17 protein-coding genes and 1 tRNA gene are annotated in these 16587 nt (G+C 34.6%); 4 read left to right on the top strand and 14 right to left on the bottom strand.

The genetic code is table 11. The features are described from left to right. Positions 1 to 439 precede the first annotated feature (439 nt). The 14 genes from VOI54_RS07410 to VOI54_RS07345 form a co-directional block, all read right to left on the bottom strand. Positions 440 to 1351: a helix-turn-helix domain-containing protein gene (locus tag VOI54_RS07410; protein ID WP_326282093.1), complete on the bottom strand. Its 912-nt coding sequence runs from the start codon at positions 1349 to 1351 to the stop codon at positions 440 to 442. Positions 1352 to 1537: 186 nt separating this feature from the next. Further along, entirely contained in the window at positions 1538 to 2305 is a 768-nt protein-coding gene (budC, locus tag VOI54_RS07405) for a meso-2,3-butanediol dehydrogenase (RefSeq protein WP_326282092.1), read from the bottom strand. A 180-nt stretch (positions 2306 to 2485) separates the two neighbouring features. Beyond that, complete coding sequence (locus VOI54_RS07400) at positions 2486 to 2878, bottom strand: hypothetical protein (RefSeq protein ID WP_326282091.1); 393 nt, start codon at positions 2876 to 2878, stop codon at positions 2486 to 2488. 255 nt (positions 2879 to 3133) lie between these two features. Beyond that, positions 3134 to 4039, bottom strand: coding sequence for a TolB-like translocation protein (locus VOI54_RS07395; protein WP_326282090.1), 906 nt, complete (start codon positions 4037 to 4039; stop codon positions 3134 to 3136). Positions 4040 to 4176: 137 nt separating this feature from the next. After that, positions 4177 to 4374: a hypothetical protein gene (locus tag VOI54_RS07390; protein ID WP_326282089.1), complete on the bottom strand. Its 198-nt coding sequence runs from the start codon at positions 4372 to 4374 to the stop codon at positions 4177 to 4179. Positions 4375 to 4918: 544 nt separating this feature from the next. Continuing rightward, positions 4919 to 5419 carry a hypothetical protein gene (locus tag VOI54_RS07385; protein WP_326282088.1) on the bottom strand — a complete coding sequence of 167 codons (501 nt, stop codon included), beginning with the start codon at positions 5417 to 5419 and terminating at the stop codon, positions 4919 to 4921. A gap of 279 nt (positions 5420 to 5698) precedes the next feature. Continuing rightward, a tRNA-Val gene (locus VOI54_RS07380) sits at positions 5699 to 5773 on the bottom strand. A 64-nt stretch (positions 5774 to 5837) separates the two neighbouring features. Then, the gene (locus VOI54_RS07375) at positions 5838 to 7055 is read right to left on the bottom strand and encodes a bifunctional folylpolyglutamate synthase/dihydrofolate synthase (protein ID WP_326282087.1); all 1218 of its coding nucleotides are present in this window, start codon (positions 7053 to 7055) and stop codon (positions 5838 to 5840) included. A gap of 3 nt (positions 7056 to 7058) precedes the next feature. Continuing rightward, on the bottom strand, positions 7059 to 7907 hold the full coding sequence (locus VOI54_RS07370) for an energy transducer TonB (RefSeq protein WP_326282085.1): 849 nt from the start codon (positions 7905 to 7907) through the stop codon (positions 7059 to 7061). 59 nt (positions 7908 to 7966) lie between these two features. Continuing rightward, positions 7967 to 8359 (bottom strand): ExbD/TolR family protein, encoded by a 393-nt coding sequence (locus VOI54_RS07365; RefSeq protein WP_326282084.1) that lies wholly within the window; start codon positions 8357 to 8359, stop codon positions 7967 to 7969. 19 nt (positions 8360 to 8378) lie between these two features. Next, positions 8379 to 9080, bottom strand: a complete 702-nt coding sequence (locus VOI54_RS07360) for a MotA/TolQ/ExbB proton channel family protein (protein WP_326282083.1) — start codon at positions 9078 to 9080, stop codon at positions 8379 to 8381. A gap of 56 nt (positions 9081 to 9136) precedes the next feature. Next, the gene (gene nhaD, locus VOI54_RS07355) at positions 9137 to 10528 is read right to left on the bottom strand and encodes a sodium:proton antiporter NhaD (protein WP_326282082.1); all 1392 of its coding nucleotides are present in this window, start codon (positions 10526 to 10528) and stop codon (positions 9137 to 9139) included. Between the two features lie 13 nt (positions 10529 to 10541). Further along, the gene (locus VOI54_RS07350) at positions 10542 to 11768 is read right to left on the bottom strand and encodes a Glu/Leu/Phe/Val dehydrogenase dimerization domain-containing protein (protein ID WP_326282081.1); all 1227 of its coding nucleotides are present in this window, start codon (positions 11766 to 11768) and stop codon (positions 10542 to 10544) included. Positions 11769 to 11922: 154 nt separating this feature from the next. Beyond that, positions 11923 to 12987, bottom strand: a complete 1065-nt coding sequence (locus tag VOI54_RS07345; RefSeq protein ID WP_326282080.1) for an anhydro-N-acetylmuramic acid kinase — start codon at positions 12985 to 12987, stop codon at positions 11923 to 11925. A gap of 95 nt (positions 12988 to 13082) precedes the next feature. Here VOI54_RS07345 and VOI54_RS07340 point away from each other — a divergent pair, with 95 nt between their 5' ends. The 4 genes from VOI54_RS07340 (at position 13083) to VOI54_RS07325 (ending at position 16570) form a co-directional block, all read left to right on the top strand. Then, on the top strand, positions 13083 to 14225 hold the full coding sequence (locus VOI54_RS07340; protein ID WP_326282079.1) for an acyl-CoA dehydrogenase: 1143 nt from the start codon (positions 13083 to 13085) through the stop codon (positions 14223 to 14225). A 136-nt stretch (positions 14226 to 14361) separates the two neighbouring features. Next, positions 14362 to 14697 (top strand): arsenosugar biosynthesis-associated peroxidase-like protein, encoded by a 336-nt coding sequence (locus VOI54_RS07335; RefSeq protein ID WP_326282078.1) that lies wholly within the window; start codon positions 14362 to 14364, stop codon positions 14695 to 14697. Positions 14698 to 14820: 123 nt separating this feature from the next. Continuing rightward, positions 14821 to 15876 (top strand): arsenosugar biosynthesis radical SAM (seleno)protein ArsS, encoded by a 1056-nt coding sequence (gene arsS / locus VOI54_RS07330; RefSeq protein WP_326282077.1) that lies wholly within the window; start codon positions 14821 to 14823, stop codon positions 15874 to 15876. Positions 15877 to 15880: 4 nt separating this feature from the next. After that, complete coding sequence (locus VOI54_RS07325; protein ID WP_326282075.1) at positions 15881 to 16570, top strand: DUF2064 domain-containing protein; 690 nt, start codon at positions 15881 to 15883, stop codon at positions 16568 to 16570. Positions 16571 to 16587 lie beyond the last annotated feature (17 nt).

The raw sequence follows: 16587 nt of genomic DNA, 5'->3' as shown, positions 1-16587 counted from the left end.
TTATACATAGGAATTGACATACACAAGCGAAGTTGGAAATGTCATTGGTGTATTGGAATAGATAATAACAGGTAACAAAGCTCACAATAAAAGTAGACAAACCTGTATCACAAAACAACGTGGGTGAACTAAATTCTTAGTATCACATTTTTTAGCAAGTGACCAGGTTATTATAACTTATAATCATACAGATGCTGGTGACGAACAAGAATCGATCACAAATAGGATGTCGAGCAAGTTATATCAAAAAAGAGAAAAGTGGTTTAAGTAAAAATATTAAATTTGAGGAACTGAGCTAGTGCTTTTCATAGGATACGTTGTTAGCAACTGGACATTCATTTTCTATATGTTAATTACTACAGCTAATTTAAACTTGTCTTAGTATTAAGTCTAGGATTTATTTGTAGGGTGTTGATAATGAATTTACAAATTCGTTTTTTCACATAGAATTAATATATGCTTTTGGACTCATTCCTGTTTTTTTTTTAAAGAGTTTACTAAAGCTTTGACGCTGTTCAAACCCTAAATCATAGGCGATTTCACTTATCGAATCGGATGAATTCAATAATAAATTTTTTGCTTTTTCAATGAGGTAGTAATGAATATGATCAATAGCATTTTTACCTGTTTCCTGTTTTAATAAGTCTCCAAGATAATTCGGAGATAAGTGTAACTGTTCAGCACAATATTTAACTGATGGCAACCCATTCATTTTTGCCTGATTCGACTCAAAATAATTGAATAGTACTTTTTCAAACTGAGATACAATTCCTTTACTATGATGACTACGTGTTATAAATTGCCTGCCATAGTAACGATTGCAGTAATTAAGTAAAACTTCAATATTTGAAACTATTAAATCATGACTATAAAAATCTAGCTTGTCACTAAATTCCTCTTGAATTGTTTGAAGAACTGAGTGCAAGGTGTTTTTTTCTTTACCGGATAAATGTAGAGCCTCGTTCGTATTGTATGAAAAAAAAGTATAGTCCTTCATTTTATTATTTAGCGGATTGGAGCGAATTAATTCTGGATGAAAATACAATCCCCAACCTTCCATAAAGGCATCTTTTTCAATATCTGTTACAATACTCAACTGTTCAGGAGCCATACATAAAAGAGAGGCTTCGGAAAAATCATAATCTTTTCGCCCATAGATAACTCCTGCTCCTTTAACTTTTTTTAGAGCAATAGAATAAAAATTGAAAATTTTTCGTGTACCACTTTTAATAGTATTTAGATCTATTTTTGAAAAATCTATCAATGTAATCAGTGGATGTGTAGGTTTATCAGGATAGCCAAAAAAATCATGAAGTTTACTTATAGAATTTATTTTAACTGTCTCGCTCATATACATCTTTTAACATTCTAAGTTAATGCTTTTCTTTAACCCTTTAAATATATTCAAAATAAGAAGTATTAAGTATCCTTAATTTAACTTAAGATAATTACTATTTGATAAAGTATATTTTTAATAGCCTCACAGCCTTAATTTTCATGTTAAGACTGTGAGTTTTTTAGATAAATAGTGATTTTTCTATCCTATAAAATTTGGTTGTCCGTTTGAAGCCATTACACCTCCATCAACAGGTAAAATTGCTCCATTAATAAAACTGGCATCATCACTCATTAGAAACGCGATTGGAGCAGCAATTTCTTCTGGTCTAGCTGCTCTACCTAATGGCAAACGATTTCTAACCTTTGCCATCATTTCTTCGCTTTCGGTTACAAATGTAGCCATATCTGTATCTGTTAAACTAGGAGCTACAGCATTAATACGTACACCTTGCGCTCCTAATTCAAGAGCTAAGGAGTGAGTAAAATTAGTTACCGCTCCCTTAGAGGCACAGTATGGACTAAAGTTCCAATCGCCACGCACACCAGACACAGAGGATACATTAACAATTGATCCACCTACTTTTTTCAAATGCTCAATAGACATATTTATCGTATTAAACACACCTTCCACGTTGATAGCCATTACCTGTTTCCAAGTTTCAATAGTTACATCTCCAATGGGACCACCTGCAACTATTGCCGCATTATTAACAAGCCCATCTAAACGACCAAACTTGGTCATGTGAGCATCAATTAGTTTTTGAACATCATCACGATTGGTAACGTCTCCTTGTACCGCAAGTGTTTTATCAGGTTTAGATATCTCTGCTACCACTTCTTCAAGTTTAGCTTCCCTACGTCCAAAAATGGTTACGTTCCAACCATCTTGTACTAATCTTTTGGCTGTGGCTGCTCCCATTCCTGTACCACCACCTGTAATGATTGCTGATTTCTCAAATTCTGTCATAACTTTCTTTTGTTTTTAATTTATTACACAAAATTATATTCGATGATATTATTTGATGAAGTCATTTTACAGGAATGTGAAGTCATTTTACAGAATATAATTTAAAGGTGAATGTTTTTTGAATAGAGCAGTAGCTTTATAGTCTTGTTGCTAACGGTTTGTGTAAGGATAGTTGCGTGGTTAAGCCACTAACTTAACAAAAATGGTATCATTGATTTTTTTTGAAAACGTAAAAGCAGTTCCAGAATTATAGAATCTATAATAATGTGTAAATTGTTGATAATCTTCTGGTTTCATATATTTCGGAATTTCCTTATTATATGTATATGAGTTATCATTTTCATTATAGGCATAACCTAAACTTTTATAAAATACATCTGTCCTTATATTTCGGTTTTCTGGATTAACCATTTTATACTTTTTTGGGTTCTTTGAAATCCATACTCGCGCTTGTTCTTGTCCTTTTTTACTGTTTGGTTCAATACACGCACAAGAATTCAATAATATAAAAAACAATATTATCCCAATAGGTTGAAATGGTCTTTTGCTTTTCTTATATTTAAAATTCGTCATATTTTCAGTATGTTGCCTAACGGTTAGTGTAAGGATAGTTGCGTGATTAAGAAACTAACTTAATAAAAATAGAACGAACCATAGGAAAATCCGCAGGATTCTCCTAGTAGGCAAAAACCAAGCAATTATCTTTAGCATCGATGAAAAAGCAGTAAGTCGAATATCTTTAAAGTTCACTAAAAAAATAAAGATATTAACTTTGAGGAACTGGGCTAGTGCTTTTCATAAGACCCGTAGTTGGCAGTAGTTTTTGTTTTATTGCCTTAGTTTTTCTAAAAGCTTTGTACTTACCCAAAAAATATCTACATTTTCAAAATCGTCTGAACCTACATTTCTACTAAAGAAAAGGTATTTACCATCTGGCGTTATACTTGCAGAAGCTTCCCAAGCGTTAGTGTTTATTTTATCTCCCAAATTAATTCCATTACCCCAAGTGCCATCTTTTTGTTTAAAACTGATATAAATATCAGATTCGCCAAAACCATCTTCTCTTTCAGCATCAAATAACAAATACGATTCATCTGGAGCTATAAAAGGATGGCTTAAAAAAGATCCTGTGTTTATTGCTTTGGGCAAAGCTATAGGTTCTTCATACTTTCCATCTATCAAACGTGAATAGCGAATTGGAAAAGTTGAATCATTCTCTTTATAGGTGTCAAAATAATAGGTGCCATTTACTGATGATGAAAGCCGCATAATATACATAGAATCATTACTTACAGTAGGAGGTTCAAGATTCTGTAATTCGGACCATCCAGATTCTGTTCTTTTTAGATATCTATCACCTAAATGCATGGTTTCTCCGTCTGGAGATATTACTGGTCGCCCTATCCATGGAGATGCTACTTCTGATTTTTCCCACATCCCATTAACTTCATTGTATTTGTATTCGTAAAAAGCTGATGTTTTATTTTCTTCTCCTCTTCTAATAAAATAAAATGCCTTCATATCTGGGGTAAATGCACCATCGTATTCATAAATTTCTGTAGACACAAGACCTGGAGCAAATGGTATAGGAGTTAATCCTGGTGGTTTTTGACCAAGATATGGGTTTTCTATTGTCAAAGAATCATTTTCTTTTGCATTGGAATTTACAGTTTTACAAGCACTTAAAAATATTACAGACAGCAATACTGAGAATTTAATTACGAGGTTTTTCATTTCTTAGATTGTTTTAATTACTGCCAACATGTGTGTGTGTATTATTTCGTTGCGTGTTTCAGCAACTAATTTAGCAAATACAAACCGAATAGAAAATCCACGAGAATTTTCGTAAGTAGGTGAGTACTAGCAATGAATTATACATTGTGTTGTGCAACGTTTATTTCATTTTCAATACGATTAGCCTCTGATTCAACTAATGGTTTTAAATCAAGTCTTCTAACTTTTTTAATATATTTATTCGCTTCATTATAGTTCTTTTTTAAGAGCTCAATATTGGCCAAATTCAATAACACAATTGATTTGTCATTTTCAGTTCTTAAACCTATCCTCAAAGCTTGAGTTAAATCAGAATGACTTTTTTCATATTCTTTTTTCTCTAAAGCAATAATTCCAGTTGTGAAATAATAATAGCTTTTGTGTCCTTTAGTCAGTTTGTCAGGATTTTTAATTTTAGAAATTAGTTCTTCAGCTTTTTTTTATATTATCCTTTTTCATTTGCTGAAAAGCAGCATAAACAGTTCCGTATTTGAAATATCCATAAATGAAAAGCCCACCAGCAATTAGCATCATTGACATATTTGCAAAATCCTCTTTTGAGTAAAAGTATGCAGCTGTTATTAAGCTAAACATGACGAGAATTACTCTTAAAATTGGTGTAAACATATATTTTAGGATGGTTTGGGTGGTTTGTTCAAATGTTGCACAACGTCTCGTGTATGGTTTCGTGCGTGAAGAAGATCAACAACCTTCAAGCTGGCACGAGGTAATACTTTTTTGTGCGTTTTGTTTTATTTCAAGCCTAAACTTAACAAAAAATGTATTGCCGATATCCAAATCAGCTATTTAATTCGAGTCACAACAAAGATGGAGCATGAACTATGACACATTGTTAGCCATAGTTTTTTTATTTTTAACTTCTTTTAAAATATCAATAAGTATAACAGCTAAAATTAAAGCTACAATATTTATCATAAGCTCAAAGTCGGTTGAATCAGTATTAATTGACATATTGAAATTAGATGTAATTATACCAAAATCAAAATTCAAACTATCATTTTTAAGTCCTAAAAGGAATCTGATTCCAGAGCTATAGCTAATTCCATTTCCATCAATATCAAACTGTATTATCTGTAGAATTTGATTTACAATAGATAATATAATTCCAGTTTTTTTAGTCTTTTTACCCAATATATTTTTTCCAGCATATACAGAAAATATAAATAAAGTGAGTCCTGTCAATAAAATGAAAAGTATAGCTCCATTAATTTCTCCAGTATTTAACATTAAATACGCCATCAGTCCTATACCAGTTACCCCACCAATTATTTGTAACCAACCTATTGTTTTTATAGTTATATCTGTATTTTTTATCCTCATTTAGTTTTACGAATTATGGCTAACAATAGAATAAACACACTAGTGTGTTTATTCTTACTATATATACACTCAAATATACAATAATACTTACAAGTCTAAAGGGTTTTTAAAACGAACAGAAAATAATACTAAAAAATATGTTTTAATTCAATAGCAGGATTATATGGAAACATAAAATTCACCTCTGAGATTTTTTTTATTTGTCCAATGCTTTTGAAAACAATATGTAGATGTAAAACTTAGACATACAAAAAAAGGCTTCCGTTTCTGGAAGCCTTGTGGGCGCGAAGGGATTCGAACCCCTGACCCCTTGGGTGTAAACCAAGTGCTCTGAACCAACTGAGCTACGCGCCCTAATTATTAGGAGGTGCAAATATAACCTAGTTTTTAATATTGCAAAAACTTTTTTGAAAAAAATTTAAATTATTTCTGCTACAACAAAGGTACTTCCGCCTATAAAAATAAGATCGTTTGAATTTGCGTTTTTTAATGCCGCATTATAAGCTTCATTAACAGAACCATAGGACGCTCCACACAAATTATGGACACCAAATACTTTTTTTAATTTATCAGCCTCCAGTCCCCTTGAAATATTGGGTTTACAGAAATAGTATATAGCTTCCTTAGGCAACAGGTCGACAATGGAATCTAAATCTTTATCATTAACAACCCCAAATACAATATGTAGTTCATTATATGTCTCATTGGACAACTGTTTCATAACATAGGTTAGTCCTTCCCGGTTATGCCCTGTATCACAAACTACTTTAGGCTGCGTATTTAAAACTTGCCAACGCCCCAATAACCCAGTGTTTTTTACCACATGCAGCAATCCTGTTCTTAACTGCTGCTCAGAAATCTTAAACCCCTTTGCTTTAAGTTCCTTAACGGTTTGAATAACTGTTTTTACATTCTTGGATTGATAGCTCCCTGCCAAATCGGACTCGTAAGCCTGATTGACTTCCTGGTCTGCAAAAACAAGCTTTGATTCACTTTTTTTTGCCAAACTAGTAAAAACTACTTTAGTCTCTTTTTGAGTTTCTCCAATAACTACAGGCACATGAGGCTTAATAATCCCACCTTTCTCATAGGCTATGGCTTTTAATGTATCTCCTAAAAACTGGGTATGATCCAAACCTATATTGGTAATCACCGATACTTCCGGGCTTATAATATTTGTAGAATCCAACCGCCCTCCTAGCCCTACTTCAATAATAGCTATATCCACATGCTGCTTTGAAAAATATTCAAAAGCCATACCTACAGTCATTTCAAAAAAAGACAGCTGATGTTCCTCAAAAAAAGACTTATGACGCTTAATAAAACCAATTACAAATTGTTTACTAATGGACTTTCCATTGATTTTAATACGCTCCCTGAAATCCTTTAAATGTGGTGAGGTATAAAGGCCAACCTTATATCCGGCCTCCTGTAACACCGAGGCCAACATATGACTGCTAGAGCCTTTTCCATTAGTTCCGGCAACATGAACCGATTTAAAATGGAGCTCCGGGTTATTTAAATGTTTTGCTAATATTATGGTATTGGATAGATCTGCCTTATAAGCTGATTTACCTTGTCTTTGATACATTGGAAGTTGTGAAAACAACCAATCAAGTGTATCTTGATATGTCATGTACTATTGACTTAATTTGAAATTAACACTCACAAATCCTATTTGACGGGAAGGTGCTTTGGAATCTGCCGGCCATTTATGAGATAAGGCTATTTTCTTTGCGGGATCCAGCAGGCATTTGGCAGTATTTGTTGTGCCTTTTACGCCGGGAACCGCTTCAATAACATTCCCGCTTTGATTAACCACAATACGCACTATAACCATACCTGATTCATTACAATCCTGAGCCAATCTTTTAAACGAGGCTCCTCCCCTGCCATTCAACCCATAACCTACACCACCGCTACCTGAGCCTTTTCCGCCAAAATAACTGGGTGCATAGGGGTTTCCATCTAATTGCCCCTTATCGCCTGCCCTGTTATCATTGCCTTCACTTCCGGATTCTGTTCCTTCGGATTTGCTTACTCCTCCAATCAAAGCATCTAACTTTCTCTTCTTTTCTTCCTGCTCACGTTTTTCTTTGGCTATTCTATCGGCTTCTGCTTTTGCCTTGGCATCTGCAATAGCCTTAGCTTTAGCTTCCGCTTCTTTTTGCTTTTTAATCGCTATAGCTTCAGAGTTATCTTCAGTCAATACTTCTTCTTTGGTTTCAGAAGACTTAGTAGGTTCTGATTTTGACACATCAGGTTGTGGAGGCTCTTCTATCTTTCGAGGTTCTGATTTTACAGGTTTTAAAGGTTGTACCTTACCTCTTCCGAAATCTGAATTACCAAAATTTACAGCAACGCCATATTCCTCCGGCGGATCCATATAAGTTGTTCCAACCACAAACAACAACAGTACCAAAATAACAGTTATTAAAGCTGTTAGCTTAGCAGAGTTTCTTTCATGCTTGGTCTTGAAATATTTCATCTTATATAATCCTTAAAACAATTTTGATCCGGGCCATTCAGAATGGCTTGAAATGATAATTATTTTGGTTTTACTGCTAATATGACCTTAAACTTATTTCTATTAGCTATATCCATGACCTTAACTACATTTTCAACAGGCACAGATTTCTCTGCCCTTAATACTATAGTCGGTTTTTCTTGTGATGATAAGGCTGCTAACAGTTCATTTTCTAAAACACTTTCCCCTACACGTTTTTCATCTACATAGTAAGTTAGGTTCTTTTTAATACTAACCGCTACAGATTTTTTATTTTCGGTCTTACCACTGGCTTTTGGCAACAATATATCTATAGCACTCGTGGTAACCAATGTAGAAGCGATCATAAAAAATATAAGGAGCAGGAACACAATATCTGTCATGGATGACATATTAAATTCCGGTGACACCTTATTTCTTCCTCTAAAATTCATCTTTTTTAAATTTTAAGCCTTAAGTTGGCTCGTTTAAATGGTCTAAAAACTCTAATGAATTGGCTTCCATTTTATACACTACCTTATCTGTTTTTACAACCAGATGATTATAGGCTATATACGCTACAATACCAACAATTAAACCAGCAACAGTAGTAGTCATTGCGGTATATAATCCACTTGCCAAAACATCCATTTGAATAGTTCCTCCTGCATTAGCCAACTCAAATATAGCCAAGATCATACCAATTACGGTTCCTAAAAACCCTATCATAGGTGCTGCACCGGAAATGGTTGCCAAAATACTTACGTTTTTCTCCAGGCCGTAAATTTCTAAACGCCCGGCGTTCTCTATAGCTGTATTTATATCGGCCAAGGGCTTACCTATTCTTGATATTCCCTTTCCTATCAGTCTTGAAACCGGTGAATTCACCTGAGCACATAACATTTGTGCTGAATCAATTTTACCGTTGCTCACATAGTCCTTAATTTGATTCATAAAATTAGCATCAACACTAGATGCAGCCTTTATGGCAAATATGCGTTCAAAATAAATATAAATGGCTCCAATCAGTAGTAAAAAAAGAACAGCAATAATAACTTGTCCTGCAAAACCTCCACTACTAATCAACTCAATAATTGAAAGTGTCTTTTCAACGGATTCTCCATCTGTGACCACTTCTGCTCCCTCCTGGGCATCTTGTATTAATGTACTTAACATATAATATTATAAATTTATTGCAACAGTATAACGCTATTATTTTTGTTTACGTATAATTAAAACAATCCTCTTGTAAATAAAAATACTATGGCACCGGCTAAAAACCCGGCTAACGCCAACCAGGAAATCTTTTTTAAATACCAGAAAAAATCAATCTTCTCCATACCCATAGCTACAACCCCGGCCGCTGAACCTATGATTAACATACTACCACCGGTTCCGGCTGAATACGCTATAAAATGCCAAAGCTGATCATCTAAGCCGGCGCTAAACATCCCTAAACTTGCCGCAACTAAAGGTACATTGTCAATAACAGCCGACCCAACACCTAGTAGTAAAACCACTAAATCTGATACTTTGGTACCGTCCAATTCGGTTCCAATCATTGGAACACCTTCTTTTAACGATAAGGCAAAACCATATAATGTTCCTAAAGATTCTAAAGCTGCAACTGCCATTAAAATTCCTAAGAAAAACAGTATACTTGGCAGCTCTATTTTTGATAGCGAATAGTGTACCGGACTATGATGTGCATGAGCATCACTTTCAGCAGAATCATACTCAGTCATACTAAATTTTGCACTACTATAAATTTCGGCAAACGTAGCCACAACCCCTAAAGATAGCATCATCCCAACATAGGGAGGTAAATGTGTCACTACTTTAAATATTGGAACAAATACTATAGCCCCCAAACCTAAATACAACATGGTGGCACTAAATCTACTTTTAGGCTTGTCTTCTTCTACTTCAACATCCAATTCTCCTTTAAAAATCGGTAAAAAAGTGGCTATTAAAGTGGGCACGATCATACACAATAGTGATGGTAAAAATAAATACACAAATAAATTACCTGTAGAAACTTTATTTCCAATCCAAAGCATTGTTGTGGTAACATCTCCAATAGGAGACCATGCACCTCCTGCATTGGCCGCTATAATTATTAAACCTGCATACCAAATACGTACATTTCTTTCTTTCACTATTTTCTGTAATATAGAAATAAGTACAATTGTAGCTGTAAGATTATCAATGATGGCTGATAAAATAAAAGCCAGAATAGCAAAAATCCATAGTATTTTACTTTTCTTTTTAGTTTTTATAAAGCCTTTAATAGTTGCAAAACCATCAAAATAATCAATGATCTCAACAATGGTCATAGCTCCTAAAAGAAAAACGAGTATTTCAGCAGTTTTACCCAAATGATGCAGTAGGGTTTCTTCCATAAGATGCATCTTATCGTCATGCCCTAACAACCCAAAACCATCTACTAAAGCATGTTTACCGGAATCAAACCATTGCGGAAAAGTTTCCAGTCCAAAAGCAATCAACGCCCAACAAATGGCCATCATAACCAGTGCCGGTATTAATTTATCAATTTTTAAACTATGCTCTAAGGTTATGGCCAGATAGCCTATAACGAATACTAAGATAATTGCTGCTTCCATAAATTCATATGAGTTAAATGAGTTGTTCCAGTGCTATTTCATAAGCGGTAGCACTAATTCCCGTTTTAGATTTATTTTTATTATAAACTTTTTCTATAGCCTGCCTGATTCTGTTTGAGGTGTCATTAAAAATAGCTTCGTCTGTCATTTGTACCTTACGCTCCATAAAATAAGCAAATACACGTGCCATTCCGCAATTTGATATAAAATCAGGTATTAAACTCACCCTGGAGTCAGTATGTTCCATAATGGGGCCAAAGAAAATTTCTTTATCAGCAAACGGCACATTAGCACCACATGATATAACTTCCAACCCATTACTAATCATTTCATCAATTTGATGTATTGTAACCAATCTGGAAGCTGCACAGGGTGCAAAGATTTCTGTATTTAAAGACCAGATTGTTTTATTGATGTCTTCAAATGGAACCAAATTATCAGCCACCAAAGTATTTCCTGTTTTAGAAAGAAATAATTGGGTGATCTCCTCAAAAGTAAATCCATTTTCATTGATCAATCCTCCGGAAATATCAATGATTCCCACTATTTTGGCTCCCATCTGAGCCAAATAAAACGCTGCGGCAGCACCAACATTTCCAAATCCTTGTACTACAGCTCGCTTTCCTTTAATTGATCCGTTGTAAATATTATAATACTGCCTTACAGCTTCAGCAACACCAAAACCGGTAATCATATCTGCTACAGTATATTTTTTTAAAACATTAGGAGAATAATCCGGATTTTCAATCACTTTGATAACGCCTTGTCGCAGCTGTCCAATTCTATTGATTTTATCTGCTTCAGTAGGCTTAAAGTGTCCGTTAAAAACACCTTCCTGGGGGTGCCACACACCACTTTGTTCTGTAATGGGAATAACCTCATTGGTTTCATCTACATTCATATCACCACCGGTCCCATAATAGCTTTTTAGCAATGGAGATACGGCTGCATACCAGCGTTTCAAAACACCTTCTTTCCTGAGGTCTTTAGGGTCAAAATTAATTCCTGACTTAGCACCTCCAATTGAGGGGCCAGATACAGTAAATTTTATTTCCATAGTTTTGGCTAATGACAAAACTTCATTCATATCAAGACCTTTTCTCATTCTTGTTCCACCACCTGAAGCACCTCCACGTAATGAATTTATAACTACCCAACCTTCTGCCTCTGTTTCAGAATCTTTCCAATTAAAGACAATTTCCGGGGTTTTATTTTCATACTTTTTTAATAATTCTTTCATTTCTATTTTAAAATTGATTCTTACCTAGCCTATTAAATGTTTTGATGTTGTAATTAAGCGTAGCTAAAGCTGAGTCATAATAAAAAGAGGTTTAAATTATTAAAGTAACAAATATAAAAAACTAAAAATCTTATCAGATTAATTTTGAATGTTTTTATGGAAGAAATATTGTGCCTGAACTGTGATTTTTTAACGCCCCTGTAACACTTTGTAAACAATTAGCTTCATTTCTTAATTTAAGAACCCCTAAAAAACCAAAAATAAGAGCTTCTTTAAACTCAATTACTTCATTGGAAGGTATTACAATAGTTTGATTTGAATGCCGCTTTAATTGCTCTATTAAAAAGGTATTATAAACCCCACCACCGGTAATTAAAACTAATGCGTTGATTTTTTCTTTTATTTCTGATGCTATTTGAATGGCCATGTGTTCTATAAAAGTTCTTAAAATATCACTGACTTCTAGTTTATAAGTATCTATCAATGGGAGAACATGGTTTTTGACCCATTCCAGGCCCAAGGATTTTGGATATTTAGCTCTATAAAAATCAAGATCGTTTAGTGCGTTAAGCATGTCTGTATGAATAACTCCTGTACTCGCTATTTGTCCTTTATCATCAAAATTAAGCCCCAGTTGCTTTACATAATGATTCAAAACAATATTTACCGGGCAAATGTCATAAGCGACTCTGACATCATTAACATCCATTGAAATGTTTGCGAAGCCTCCCAAATTCACACAGTAATCATATTCAGAAAACAACAGCTTATCACCAACAGGCACTAAGGGAGCGCCCTGACCGCCAAGCTCTACATCCTGTTTTCTAAAATCACATATCACTTTTTTGTTTAATAACTTTGAAAGGGCAGGTAAATTTCCAATTTGGTAGGTTACGTTGTTTTCCGGTTGATGTAATGCTGTATGCCCATGAGAGCATACCATATCAATATTTTTAATGTTATACGTTTTAATAAACTGGTTGATGACTCCGGCAAGGTACTTAGTATAATCTTCATCAATTTCTTTAAGCACTTCAGGCTCATAAGACAGCAAATGCCCCAGAGTATTACGCCAATCCTCGTTATAGTCAACTGTTTCTGCATTCAGAATCTCAAAATGCCAATGGCCATGATACGTAAACCTGGCTTGTACCAAGTCAATTCCATCTAAAGATGTTCCGGACATCACCCCAATAACATGATATTCATTTTTCTCCATAGAGTCGTAAAAATAACAATCATTATTGAAAAATTCACACTAAAAAGCTATATTTGTGAATATTTTTTATCAAATCAACATTATAATTACGAATTATGGATTTTAGCCTTTCAGAAGAACATATCATGATTCGCGATGCAGCTCGCGATTTTGCAAGAACCGAATTATTACCTGGAGTTATTGAACGTGATGAAAAACAACAATTCCCCAATGACCTTGTAAAAAAAATGGGAGACCTTGGCTTTATGGGTATTATGGTTGATCCCAAGTATGGTGGAAGTGGGATGGATGCTATTTCATATGTTCTTATCATGGAAGAGCTATCAAAAATTGATGCTTCAGCGTCTGTAATTGTCTCAGTAAATAATTCTCTGGTTTGTTATGGGTTGGAAACCTATGGGACAGAAGAGCAAAAAGAAAAATATTTAACCAAATTGGCTACAGGCGAATTCATCGGAGCTTTTTGTTTAAGTGAACCCGAAGCAGGAAGTGATGCAACATCTCAAAGAACAACAGCTATTGATAAAGGAGATCACTATATAATAAATGGTACCAAAAACTGGATTACTAGTGGAGGGCGTGCTGATGTTTATATAGTTATAGCCCAAACAGATAAAGATAAAGGCTCTCATGGTATTAATGCTTTTATTGTTGAAAAAGGCGCAGAAGGGTTTCATGTTGGGCCAAAAGAAGACAAATTAGGTATCCGTGGTAGTGACACCCACACCCTTCAGTTTAATGACGTAAAAATCCCTAAAGAAAACCGAATAGGTGTTAATGGTTCCGGCTTTAGATTTGCTATGAAAACACTTTCCGGCGGACGTATTGGTATAGCTGCTCAGGCATTAGGTATAGCATCCGGAGCTTATGAACTGGCTTTAAAATACTCAAAAGAACGCAAAGCATTTGGCACTGAAATCTGTAACCATCAAGCCATTGCTTTTAAATTAGCAGACATGGCTACAGATATTGAAACTGCAAGACATTTAGTGATGAAAGCCGCATGGGATAAAGATCAGGGCAACAACTATGATTTTTCAAGCGCCATGGCCAAATTACAAGCTTCAAAAGTAGCCATGAAACATACTGTTGAAGCTGTTCAAATTCATGGCGGTAATGGTTTTGTTAAAGAGTACCATGTAGAACGTTTGATGCGTGATGCAAAAATCACTCAGATCTATGAAGGTACTTCCGAAATCCAAAAAATAGTGATCTCAAGGAGTATCCTTAGAGATTAAAACCTATTTTGATAATCTAGACGGAGTATTCTGAGCGGCTAATACTTTAAAAATAATTATTGTCATTTTTTGTTAAGTCTGTTTAAACATCACGACTTAATAATTTAGATTTATATCTTTAGACAAAAATATTTTTATGCAGAAAACATATTATGATCCGGCCGACTTAAAAAAGTTTGGAAAAATTAGTGAGTGGAACCAGGAATTAGGAGATAAATTTTTTGAATACTACGGAAAAGTTTTTGAAGAAGGCGCCCTAACCGCACGCGAAAAAGCACTTATAGCCTTAGCAGTTTCTCATACTGAACAATGCCCATATTGTATTGATGCTTATACTAAAGATACTTTACAAAGAGGTGTCACTAAAGAAGAAATGATGGAAGCTATCCATGTTGGTGCAGCTATTAAAAGTGGTGCAACTCTGGTGCATGGTGTGCAAATGATGAATAAAGTAAATAAGCTAGACGGGTAATATATTAGAGCACCTACCACCTAGCTATTGGTAGGTTACCTTAACCCTAAAATAAGTTCAGCAATCAGGCCGGACTTTAGTCCCTTATTTATCCAAAATCTAAAAACGAACAATAATTTATTAATGGCAACAAAATCTCTACATAAACGAGAAAGTGATTTAGCAAATAGCAACAAGCAGCTTGAAATTCTATCCAATGGTATATTCCAAAATGGAGAATTACCAACTTTTAAAAGCAAAATTGCTGAAACAAACCTATACCCCTTAAAAGCTAAAAAACTTGAAATCTTACAAATAAATGTAGGATATATGTGTAATCAGGTTTGTGAGCACTGCCATGTAGATGCCGGTCCGGACCGAAAAGAAATTATGACCCGGGAAACCATGCAACAATGCCTGGAGGTGATAAAAAATACCGGAGCTCATACCTTAGATTTAACAGGAGGCGCACCTGAAATGAATCCAAATTTCAGATGGTTTGTAGAAGAAGCCGCCAAAGCCGGTATAAAAGATTTTATTGTGCGGTCTAACCTAACCATTATAAAAGCCAACAAAAAGTACAACGATTTACCGGAGTTTTTCAAAAAACATAATGTTCATGTGGTAAGCTCTATGCCTCATTGGACCAGAGGCAAAACAGATAAACAACGTGGAGACGGGGTTTTTGACGCCTCAATTGAAGCGCTAAAAATGCTTAACGCAGTAGGTTACGGCATGCCGGATAGCAATTTAAGGCTGGATCTGGTCTATAACCCGTCTGGAGCTTTTTTACCCGGAGATCAGGTTGCTATGGAAAAAGATTTTAAAAACGCTTTAAAAGAGGACTTCAACATTCATTTTCATAGCTTATTCGCCATTACCAATTTACCAATCTCTAGGTTTCTGGATTACCTGATTGCTTCCGAAAATTATGAAGATTATATGTACAGTTTAGTTGAAGCCTATAATCCTGCAGCTGTACAAAATGTGATGTGTACCAACACACTGTCTGTAAGCTGGGACGGTTATTTATTTGATTGTGACTTTAATCAAATGCTTGAATTACCTGTAAACAGTAAAGTAAAGCATATTTCAGAATATAATGAAGACCTGTTAGAAGGAAGACATATTGTTATTTCTCAGCACTGTTATGGCTGCACTGCAGGCGCAGGTAGTAGTTGTCAGGGAGTCGTAGCCTAAAAAGATGAAGCATTGTAAAACCGCCATATTAATCTTTGCTTATTCTGCTGAAAAAGAAGCTACCCTAAAGCCTTTTCAACATTCAAAACGTGTCTTTGATGCCCTTAATGTGCAAACACAGGATATAGCAAAAAAATCTGGCTTTCCTTATGTTGTGTTTTCAGAAAAACAACAAAAAGGAAATTCTTTTGGAGAACGCTTTACTCATGCAATCCAGTCTGTTTATAATAAAGGGTATGATACTGTTATAACTATAGGAAATGATACGCCACATTTAACAACAAATCATATTCTTAAAACAGCTCATCATTTACAAAATCATGATATGGTATTAGGCCCGTCAATTGATGGTGGGTTTTATATCATGGGGCTTAAGAAGTCGCAATTTAATACCAAAACTTTTTTAGAGTTACCCTGGCAAACATCTCAATTAAATAGAAGTATCTCTCAATTACATACTTCAAAAAAATTAAAAGCTTATTATTTAGAAGTATTATCTGATATTGATTCTGCTTCAGATATAAATACTATAATCCACAGTTTCAGAGGTATTTCAAATACCATAAAGCAGCTTCTGATTTCAACCACTTCAATTGAAAAAAAGATCATTTCAAATCTTAATATTTCTATTGAAAACTTCATATTAAACCAACCTCCTAACAAAGGATCTCCTGTAGCCGCTTTAATCATTTAAGATTAAACTTATAAGGT

The organism is Alterotamlana spongicola (genome assembly GCF_035818475.1).
Classification (GTDB): domain Bacteria; phylum Bacteroidota; class Bacteroidia; order Flavobacteriales; family Flavobacteriaceae; genus Cognatitamlana.
Note: the sequence above shows the minus strand (reverse complement) of the source record. Positions and strands in the feature narration are given on the sequence as shown.

Coding starts and splice junctions, on each gene's coding strand:
- VOI54_RS07410 (WP_326282093.1), bottom strand. CDS start 1,351: ATGAGCGAGACAGTTAAAATAAATTCTATAAGTAAACTTCATGATTTT.
- budC (WP_326282092.1), bottom strand. CDS start 2,305: ATGACAGAATTTGAGAAATCAGCAATCATTACAGGTGGTGGTACAGGA.
- VOI54_RS07400 (WP_326282091.1), bottom strand. CDS start 2,878: ATGACGAATTTTAAATATAAGAAAAGCAAAAGACCATTTCAACCTATT.
- VOI54_RS07395 (WP_326282090.1), bottom strand. CDS start 4,039: ATGAAAAACCTCGTAATTAAATTCTCAGTATTGCTGTCTGTAATATTT.
- VOI54_RS07385 (WP_326282088.1), bottom strand. CDS start 5,419: ATGAGGATAAAAAATACAGATATAACTATAAAAACAATAGGTTGGTTA.
- VOI54_RS07375 (WP_326282087.1), bottom strand. CDS start 7,055: ATGACATATCAAGATACACTTGATTGGTTGTTTTCACAACTTCCAATG.
- VOI54_RS07370 (WP_326282085.1), bottom strand. CDS start 7,907: ATGAAATATTTCAAGACCAAGCATGAAAGAAACTCTGCTAAGCTAACA.
- VOI54_RS07365 (WP_326282084.1), bottom strand. CDS start 8,359: ATGAATTTTAGAGGAAGAAATAAGGTGTCACCGGAATTTAATATGTCA.
- VOI54_RS07360 (WP_326282083.1), bottom strand. CDS start 9,080: ATGTTAAGTACATTAATACAAGATGCCCAGGAGGGAGCAGAAGTGGTC.
- nhaD (WP_326282082.1), bottom strand. CDS start 10,528: ATGGAAGCAGCAATTATCTTAGTATTCGTTATAGGCTATCTGGCCATA.
- VOI54_RS07350 (WP_326282081.1), bottom strand. CDS start 11,768: ATGAAAGAATTATTAAAAAAGTATGAAAATAAAACCCCGGAAATTGTC.
- VOI54_RS07345 (WP_326282080.1), bottom strand. CDS start 12,987: ATGGAGAAAAATGAATATCATGTTATTGGGGTGATGTCCGGAACATCT.
- VOI54_RS07340 (WP_326282079.1), top strand. CDS start 13,083: ATGGATTTTAGCCTTTCAGAAGAACATATCATGATTCGCGATGCAGCT.
- VOI54_RS07335 (WP_326282078.1), top strand. CDS start 14,362: ATGCAGAAAACATATTATGATCCGGCCGACTTAAAAAAGTTTGGAAAA.
- arsS (WP_326282077.1), top strand. CDS start 14,821: ATGGCAACAAAATCTCTACATAAACGAGAAAGTGATTTAGCAAATAGC.
- VOI54_RS07325 (WP_326282075.1), top strand. CDS start 15,881: ATGAAGCATTGTAAAACCGCCATATTAATCTTTGCTTATTCTGCTGAA.